The sequence below is a fragment of the Capnocytophaga sp. oral taxon 324 str. F0483 genome, assembly GCF_000318315.2.
Lineage (GTDB): Bacteria > Bacteroidota > Bacteroidia > Flavobacteriales > Flavobacteriaceae > Capnocytophaga > Capnocytophaga ochracea.
This window is the reverse complement of record NZ_KB291516.1, coordinates 1-7672: the sequence shown is the minus strand read 5'-3', so window position 1 is coordinate 7672 and position 7672 is coordinate 1. Positions and strand designations below refer to the sequence as shown.

Annotated in this window: 7 protein-coding genes and 5 tRNA genes; 1 reads left to right on the top strand and 11 read right to left on the bottom strand. The window is 40.0% G+C overall.

Annotation, left to right across the window (positions count from 1 at the left end; genetic code table 11):
* Nucleotides 1–53: 53 nt before the first annotated feature.
* The 10 genes from HMPREF9072_RS05065 to HMPREF9072_RS05020 form a co-directional block, all read right to left on the bottom strand.
* Nucleotides 54–124 (bottom strand) — tRNA-Trp (locus HMPREF9072_RS05065).
* A 77-nt stretch (nucleotides 125–201) separates the two neighbouring features.
* A complete protein-coding gene (tuf, locus tag HMPREF9072_RS05060) occupies nucleotides 202–1389 on the bottom strand; it encodes an elongation factor Tu (protein ID WP_009410849.1) in 1188 nt (395 codons plus the stop codon).
* 65 nt (nucleotides 1390–1454) lie between these two features.
* A tRNA-Thr gene (locus HMPREF9072_RS05055) sits at nucleotides 1455–1526 on the bottom strand.
* A 12-nt stretch (nucleotides 1527–1538) separates the two neighbouring features.
* Nucleotides 1539–1611 (bottom strand) — tRNA-Gly (locus HMPREF9072_RS05050).
* Nucleotides 1612–1633: 22 nt separating this feature from the next.
* Nucleotides 1634–1715, bottom strand: a tRNA-Tyr gene (locus tag HMPREF9072_RS05045).
* Nucleotides 1716–1751: 36 nt separating this feature from the next.
* Nucleotides 1752–1825, bottom strand: a tRNA-Thr gene (locus tag HMPREF9072_RS05040).
* A 487-nt stretch (nucleotides 1826–2312) separates the two neighbouring features.
* Nucleotides 2313–3236: a M48 family metallopeptidase gene (locus tag HMPREF9072_RS05035; RefSeq protein ID WP_009410848.1), complete on the bottom strand. Its 924-nt coding sequence runs from the start codon at nucleotides 3234–3236 to the stop codon at nucleotides 2313–2315.
* A gap of 153 nt (nucleotides 3237–3389) precedes the next feature.
* Entirely contained in the window at nucleotides 3390–3953 is a 564-nt protein-coding gene (locus HMPREF9072_RS05030; protein WP_009410846.1) for a LemA family protein, read from the bottom strand.
* A 27-nt stretch (nucleotides 3954–3980) separates the two neighbouring features.
* A complete protein-coding gene (gene rfbD / locus HMPREF9072_RS05025) occupies nucleotides 3981–4817 on the bottom strand; it encodes a dTDP-4-dehydrorhamnose reductase (protein WP_009410845.1) in 837 nt (278 codons plus the stop codon).
* Nucleotides 4818–4823: 6 nt separating this feature from the next.
* Complete coding sequence (locus HMPREF9072_RS05020; protein ID WP_002675130.1) at nucleotides 4824–5039, bottom strand: hypothetical protein; 216 nt, start codon at nucleotides 5037–5039, stop codon at nucleotides 4824–4826.
* A gap of 404 nt (nucleotides 5040–5443) precedes the next feature.
* Here HMPREF9072_RS05020 and HMPREF9072_RS05015 point away from each other — a divergent pair, with 404 nt between their 5' ends.
* A complete protein-coding gene (locus HMPREF9072_RS05015) occupies nucleotides 5444–6403 on the top strand; it encodes a ribonucleotide-diphosphate reductase subunit beta (RefSeq protein WP_002675128.1) in 960 nt (319 codons plus the stop codon).
* Nucleotides 6404–6445: 42 nt separating this feature from the next.
* Here the strand turns inward: HMPREF9072_RS05015 and HMPREF9072_RS05010 are convergent, their stop codons facing one another.
* Nucleotides 6446–7306: a glycerophosphodiester phosphodiesterase family protein gene (locus HMPREF9072_RS05010; protein WP_009410843.1), complete on the bottom strand. Its 861-nt coding sequence runs from the start codon at nucleotides 7304–7306 to the stop codon at nucleotides 6446–6448.
* Between the last annotated feature and the right edge of the window lie 366 nt (nucleotides 7307–7672).

Here is a 7672-nt window from a genome sequence, read left to right as displayed (position 1 = left end):
GATAGTTAAAAATGTTCCTTACAACCTTAGTTTGTAACTTTAGCAATGTTAAGCACGGGTGGAGGGATTCGAACCCCCATCAACGGTTTTGGAGACCGCTATTCTACCCTTGAACTACACCCGTATTTTAAAAAAGTTTTGAGTTTTTATGCTCAAAACTTTTTTGTATTAAATAATATTTAACCTAACCTTCTAAGCTAATTAGTCAAGAATTTCAGTTACTTGACCAGCACCTACGGTACGACCACCTTCGCGGATAGCGAAACGAAGACCTACGTTAAGAGCGATAGGTTGTAACAATTCTACTTCGATAGTTACGTTATCACCTGGCATAACCATATCGACACCTGGTTGCAAGTGGATAGTACCGGTTACGTCGGTTGTACGTACGTAGAATTGAGGACGGTAGTTGTTGTGGAATGGAGTGTGACGACCCCCTTCTTCTTTAGAAAGGATATACACCTCAGCTTTGAATTTAGCGTGTGGAGTTACAGAACCTGGTTTGCAGATTACCATACCACGTTTGATGTCTTTTTTATCGATACCACGAAGCAACAAACCTACGTTGTCACCAGCTTCACCACGGTCGAGGATTTTGCGGAACATTTCAACCCCAGTAATAGTAGAGGTTAACTTATCAGCACCCATACCGATGATTTCAACTGCATCACCTGTTTTAGCTACACCAGTTTCGATACGACCTGTAGCAACGGTACCACGACCGGTGATAGTGAACACGTCTTCGATAGGCATCAAGAATGGTTTATCTACGTCACGAGTTGGAAGTTCAATCCATTTATCAACAGCGTCCATAAGGGCAAGAACGCTATCAACCCATTTCTTTTCGCCGTTAAGAGCACCAAGAGCTGAACCTTGTATGATAGGAGTATTATCACCATCGTATTGGTAAGAGCTCAAAAGCTCGCGCATTTCGAGTTCTACGAGTTCCAACAATTCTGGGTCGTCTACCATATCTACTTTGTTCATAAAGACAACGATACGAGGAATACCTACTTGGCGACCGAGGAGGATGTGCTCACGAGTTTGAGGCATAGGTCCGTCGGTAGCGGCAACTACGAGGATAGCGCCGTCCATTTGGGCAGCACCTGTAATCATATTCTTTACGTAGTCGGCGTGGCCAGGACAGTCTACGTGTGCGTAGTGACGAGTAGCTGTTTGGTATTCTACGTGAGAGGTATTAATGGTAATACCACGTTCTTTTTCTTCGGGAGCGTTGTCGATTGAATCGAAGCTACGAACTTCTGAAAGACCAGCGTCGGCTAATACTTTAGTAATAGCGGCTGTCAAAGTTGTTTTACCGTGATCCACGTGTCCAATAGTACCAATATTCAAGTGGGGTTTGGAACGATCAAATGTTTCTTTTGCCATTTTTAAATAAATTTTAAATCTTAGTTATATAAATGAGTGTTTGATGTGTGTACAAAATACGTGAGAGCTGATGACGAGATTTGAACTCGTGACCTCTTCCTTACCAAGGAAGTGCTCTACCCCTGAGCTACATCAGCATACAAAAAAAGAGCGGGAGACGAGGTTCGAACTCGCGACATTCAGCTTGGAAGGCTGACGCTCTACCAACTGAGCTACTCCCGCAAAAAAAATAAAAATATGACAGTGGGGAGAACAGGATTCGAACCTGTGAAGGTAAAACCAGCAGATTTACAGTCTGCCCTCGTTGGCCGCTTGAGTATCTCCCCCGAATATTTGAACTATTAAAATATGTACTTTTTTTGAGCCGGCAGAGGGATTCGAACCCACGACCCCGAGATTACAAATCACGTGCTCTGGCCAACTGAGCTATGCCGGCGTCTATCTTTTTACAGAGCGCAAAAGTATAACATTTTTTTTTATCGACAAAATTTTTAGCACTTTTTTTACGAAAATATTTTGACTGTAAATACAAACATTTGAATATCAGATGTATTTTATGAATAATATGTTTTAACTTTATTGCTATTTTTTCAGCTTACGTGAATAATTAGCCAATTAGGCTTTGGCAAAGCTTTGTGATGTAAAAGTAAACAAAAATACGATGCGAACCGCACGAGCAAGGGTGGGGCATACGGACAAGTAATAAGGTTTAAATGGGGGATAAGTGGCTCTACAGTGGCTCTACAGTGGCTCTACAGTGGCTCTACAATGAAGGAAAGACAAACAAAAGGCGAAGAATGAATGAAGAAAACTTCTGTGATTGATACATAGAGGAGGTACGTTTACTGAAGGAATCAAGGGGAGTTGTAGAAGGGAAGCTTATGCGCAAGAATGTTTTGGTTGTTTTGAGCTAAAATAAGTGATTAAAATTGCTCTAATACTTGTATGCGTTTGCGAATAGGTGGGTGGGTGGCGAACATTGCAAAAAAGCCTTCGGCTTTATAGTCGATGAAGAGTTCTTTTACTTCGTCGTTATCTACACCTTCGATGGTGGAGTGCCCTGAGATTTTCTTTAAGGCATTGGCTAATGCCAAAGACTTATGGGTCATTTCAACAGCTCCTGCATCAGCCATATATTCGCGACTGCGAGAAAGTGCCAACTTAAAGAGTATTGAAAAGAAATAGACAACCCCTGCTACCAATAAGACTACCAGCACAACAGCTCCTCCCCCACCCTTTTCGTTTCGCCTATTGCGTGAAGAATACAACTGACTGTTGAGCATCGTGCGGAAAGCGATATTGGCAATCGTGGCAAAAATACCTACAAACACAATGGTAATAATAAGCAAACGGACATCGCGGTTGCGGATATGGGTAAGTTCGTGAGCTATCACCCCTTCGAGTTCGTCGTCGTTAAGCGTGCTGATAATACCACGTGTGAGGGTGACGGCAAAGGTTTTTTGGTTGATACCAGAAGCAAAAGCATTGAGCGCATCGCTTTCTATAATATAGAGCTTAGGCATAGGCATTCCGACACTCATACAAAGGTTCTCGGTGAGATTATACACCCGCATATTCTCACGGCGTTCTAAGGGACGAGAGTGAGTGGCGGTTTGTATCATTTGGGTATTGAAGAAGTAGGAGATTACAAACCATATAGCTACCCCTATCAGCACCACAGGGACTACTGAAAGGAATTGAGCATTTACAGCCTCTATATCTTGGTCGTTAAGCATATACAATACCGCATAGGTTCCCGCAAGGATTAGCAAGGGGAAGGCTAATAAATACAGAACAGACTTGGTGTTATTTCGTGCGATTTGTTGTCGGATACCAAGATATTGCATAATTTAGGTTTTTATTATTACCAATTTTTCTTTACTTGCAAGGATAGGAGTGGCAAAGATATTAGTTTTATATGAAAATACCAAACAATGTTCAAAAAACAAATAAAGGAGACGCTATAAAACATCTCCTTTATATATCTTCTATGCATTCGATTAGCTAAACGAAATCTCTGGAGCTTTATCCAACTGCTGGCGTTGTTCTGTACCCAAATCGAAGAAGGGTTGTGGAGTCATTTTCTTGAAACCTGCTACGATGTTAGTAGGTATCGATTGGATAGCGGTATTCAGCTCTTTGGTAGTAGAGTTGAAGAAGCGACGCACTGACGCCAATTTATTTTCTATATCGGCAATTTCTTGTTGGAGGTGCATAAAGTTAGTATTCGCTTTCAAATCAGGATAAGCTTCTACTTGGATATTGAAAGCGCCCATAGCAGAAGAGAGTTCTTTCTCAGCTGCAATCTTATCGTTTATATCAGTAGCGCTCATAGCACGACTGCGCGCTTGAGTGATTTTAGTGAGCACATCGGACTCGTGAGTCATATAACCTTTTACAGCTGCTACGAGTTGAGGAATAAGGTCGTGACGTTGCTTGAGTTGCACATCGATATCAGCAAAGGCGTTCTCACGATTATTGGCTAATGCCACGAGTTTGTTGTTGGCACTAATGTACCAAAATACTACAATCACTATGATTGCGATGGTTATTATAAGTCCCATATCTAATTTAATAATTTACAATTAATATTAACAATTAAAACTATGCCTCCAATGAGGAATTGGATAATTAAAGTCTTTTTTTAGCTTGGTTTTATCTAACACTGAGTAGGCAGGGCGGGTTACTTTGCTTGGAAACTCATCGGAACGACAGGGCAATACTTTACAATTATTACCCGATTGCGCTACAATAGTTACTGCAAAGTCATACCACGAGCAAACCCCTTCGTTAGAGAAGTGATAGACCTCACGTTTGCCTTTATACCAAAGGTTTTCGACTGCTTGCACAATAAAATCGGCTAAATCAGAAGCGTTGGTAGGGGAGCCTACTTGATCGAATACTACTTTTAGTTCAGTACGTTCGGCACTGAGGCGCTGAATAGTCTTTACAAAGTTATGACCGAAACGCAATGAGTACAACCACGCTGTACGGATAATGAGATGTTCAATGCCTGCTTGTTGTATTGCTTGTTCGCCTGCTAATTTAGTACGCCCATACACCCCAAGAGGTGTGGTTGGGTCGGTTTCGGTATAAGGAGTGTTTTTACTTCCTCCGAAGACATAATCGGTGGAAATATGAATAAGAGGCAAGTTGTGTTCTTTACAAACAGTTGCTAAATTCTCGACAGCTGTATGATTGATAAGAGTTGCGAGAGCTGAGTCGTCTTCGGCTTTATCAACATTGGTATAAGCTGCACAATTGACAATGACACCAATATTATTGAGTTGCACAAAAGCACGAATAGCTTGGACATCACAGATGTCCAAGCTATTTATATCCGTGAAATAGTAGCAACTTTTCTTGTGAGAATTAGCCTGAATTTCAGAACCTAATTGCCCACTACCTCCAGTTACTAAAACATTCATTTACTATTAGCTAACAGCGTAAGCGTTACTATCTACCTCTACGCTTTGTTTATCGCGAAAGCTATTATATAATCTGTTTACGTCTGCTTTATACTTATCGGGCACATTATTGCCATAAGTTCTGTTAAGCTCTATAAACTTTTGTTTTAAATCAGGAGTAATTGCAGTGTTGAAATTCTCCATATACAAAATGTGTTCTACTAATTTTACAAATTCTTCCATAGTTCTATAAATGTTTAATCATTGTTTGACGAGGCAAAAGTACGAATAAATTTATTATTGACAAAAAAATAGTTATCAATTTAAATTAACAGGTTATTAACAGAGTTATCAACAGGAGGAATTTAGATAAAAGGTAAAAGGTAAAAGATAAAAGGTAAAATTAGTGAAAATAAAAGATTTTTTGAAGAGCAAAGGTAAGGTGAAGAAAATGAGAGAATGAGAAAATGAGAGAATGAGAGAATGAGAAAATGAGAAAATGAGAAAATGAGAAAATGAGAAAATGAGAGAATTAGGGAATGTGGGAATTAGCAAATTAGAAAAATTATTGGAGTTTATAGTATTTTTATTATCTTTGCGCTCTGTAAAACATCATTAAAACATTCATAAAAAAAACATTTATCATTATGGGAATTTTTGACAAACGCGAGAACTACAAACCTTTTGAATATCCTGAGGTTATGGAGTTTGTGAACGCTATGCACAAATCGTTTTGGGTACACTCAGAAGTGGAGTTTACTGCCGATATTCAGGATTTTAAATCGGAGTTAACACCTGTGGAAAAAGAGGCAGTGAAGCGCGCTCTATTAGGTATCGCCCAAGTGGAAGTATCGGTAAAGACTTTCTGGGGAGACCTCTATGACCTCTTCCCTAAACCTGAATTCAACGGATTAGGAGCTACTTTTGCCGAATGTGAGTTCCGCCACAGCGAGGCTTACGCACGCTTATTGGAGGTTTTGGGCTACAACAACGAGTTTGAAAACTTATTGGAGGTACCTGTTTTTAAAGAACGTAGTAATGTATTAAAAGAATACTTGGCTAAAAATCGTGAGAACGCTATGGAGCGGATTCTGTTTTTCACATTGATTATTGAGAATGCTTCGTTGTTCAGTCAGTTTGCTACTATTCTTTCATTTACACGTTTTAAAGGGTTCTTGAAAAATGTAGCGAATATTATTGCGTGGACATCGGTAGACGAACAGTTACACGCCAATGCAGGTATTTATATTCTCAAAAAGATATTTGAAGAAAATCCAGAAATGAAAGCTAAAGCCGAAGAAGATGCAACTACTTTTATCCGTAGTTATATCACTTTGGAAGACAAGATGCTAGACTGGATTTTTGAACAAGGTGAATTGGAGTTTTTTAGCAAAAAAGACTTGTCGAACTATATGCGTTATCGTTTGGACGACTCGCTTACACAATTGGGATTAGGAAAGCCTTTTGGTATTTCGGGAGAGGAAGCTAAACCGATGATGTGGTTTGAGGAGGAAGTGTTTAGCAATGAGCTTGACGATTTCTTTGCCAAACGCCCTACTGCTTATACTAAACACGACAAGAGTATTAGCGAAAACGATTTGTTTTAGATAAAGAAAGAGGTAAGAAGTAAGTTTCTTACCTCTTATTTTTTACTTGAATGCCAAAGGTCTATCGGTAGAAAAAACTTGTATACCTTTCTTTGCCCACTCGGTATATAGGTAGTCGCCTTTGGTAGCAGCACGCTTATCTAAGTTACCTAATGTACCTAATATGGCAGGTATTTTTAGTTGGTTTAAACGCTCGTACAGCTGATCAGGAGCTAAACGAATACCGGTGAAAGCCAACAACTTCTGTTTAGGAATACCTGTTTGCAAAATACGGTTTAGTTCGTCTTCATTGCGGGCGCTCACCGAAAGGAGCATCTCAGGAGCTACCTTATGCAAGGCTTCGGCTTGTGCAGTATTATAACTGATAAGCACCACTTGCGCTTCCATCTTCTCTTCCCGCACTAAATCTACCACCTTTTGATAAGAAATACCCTTTTTAAAATCTAACATTAAGTACCCCTTATGGGTTTTACACCACGAAAGTACATCTTTTAAAAACGGAATCTGAAAAGCAGTTACATTGCCGAACTCATCTTTGAGTTTTTCAGTGCGCAACTGTGCGGTAGTAAGAGCTGATACGACTCCTTGACCTGTGGCGGTACGTCCTAACTTATCGTCGTGCATCAGGAGCAAATCACCGTCGGCACTCTCGAAGATATCTATCTCAAAGCTGTGTATTCCTTTCTTGGAAAGGTATTGAATGCTTTCCAAACAGTTTTCGGGATAGCCTTTAAGTTGCTCTCCTCCCCCACCCCGATGAGCAGAAACAATGGGTTTGGAGGTGAAATACATTTGATTAGTAATCTCCTCTTGGGGGATTATCTGTCCGGTTGAGGGGCTTTTGCAAGCCATTGCGAGGCACAAAAGCGATAAAGTGATGATATATTTCTTCATTAAAAACATATTTTTTTTGCAAAGATAAAGAAAATATAGAAATGAGAGAATGAGAAAATGAGAAAAGTGCGAGGCCTTAGGCCATAGGCACTAGGAATGCGACGAAAAAGTGACAAGAGGGTGGGAAATGAGAGAATTTGGAAATGAGAAAATGGGAGAATGAGAGAATGAGGAGGAGGCTACAAGAATTGCACTAGCGGAGGGTTTGTTAGTTTATTCAACTTTGGCAAAGTTTAAAACTTTGCCAAAGTTTGAGATGAAAAAGCGATGTGTTGGTGACTGCTAGGAGTATTCGGAAAGAAACAGAAAAGTTCGGAAGAGAGTTGAGAGGGGTTTTGGTAAAAAAAGGGTGTAAGGAGGGTGGGGTTAGCTTAT

What these genes read in the sequence shown, in the direction of transcription:
- HMPREF9072_RS05035 (WP_009410848.1), bottom strand. Translation starts at nt 3,236, where the DNA reads ATGCAATATCTTGGTATCCGACAACAAATCGCACGAAATAACACCAAG.
- HMPREF9072_RS05020 (WP_002675130.1), bottom strand. Translation starts at nt 5,039, where the DNA reads ATGGAAGAATTTGTAAAATTAGTAGAACACATTTTGTATATGGAGAAT.
- tuf (WP_009410849.1), bottom strand. Translation starts at nt 1,389, where the DNA reads ATGGCAAAAGAAACATTTGATCGTTCCAAACCCCACTTGAATATTGGT.
- rfbD (WP_009410845.1), bottom strand. Translation starts at nt 4,817, where the DNA reads ATGAATGTTTTAGTAACTGGAGGTAGTGGGCAATTAGGTTCTGAAATT.
- HMPREF9072_RS05010 (WP_009410843.1), bottom strand. Translation starts at nt 7,306, where the DNA reads ATGTTTTTAATGAAGAAATATATCATCACTTTATCGCTTTTGTGCCTC.
- HMPREF9072_RS05030 (WP_009410846.1), bottom strand. Translation starts at nt 3,953, where the DNA reads ATGGGACTTATAATAACCATCGCAATCATAGTGATTGTAGTATTTTGG.
- HMPREF9072_RS05015 (WP_002675128.1), top strand. Translation starts at nt 5,444, where the DNA reads ATGGGAATTTTTGACAAACGCGAGAACTACAAACCTTTTGAATATCCT.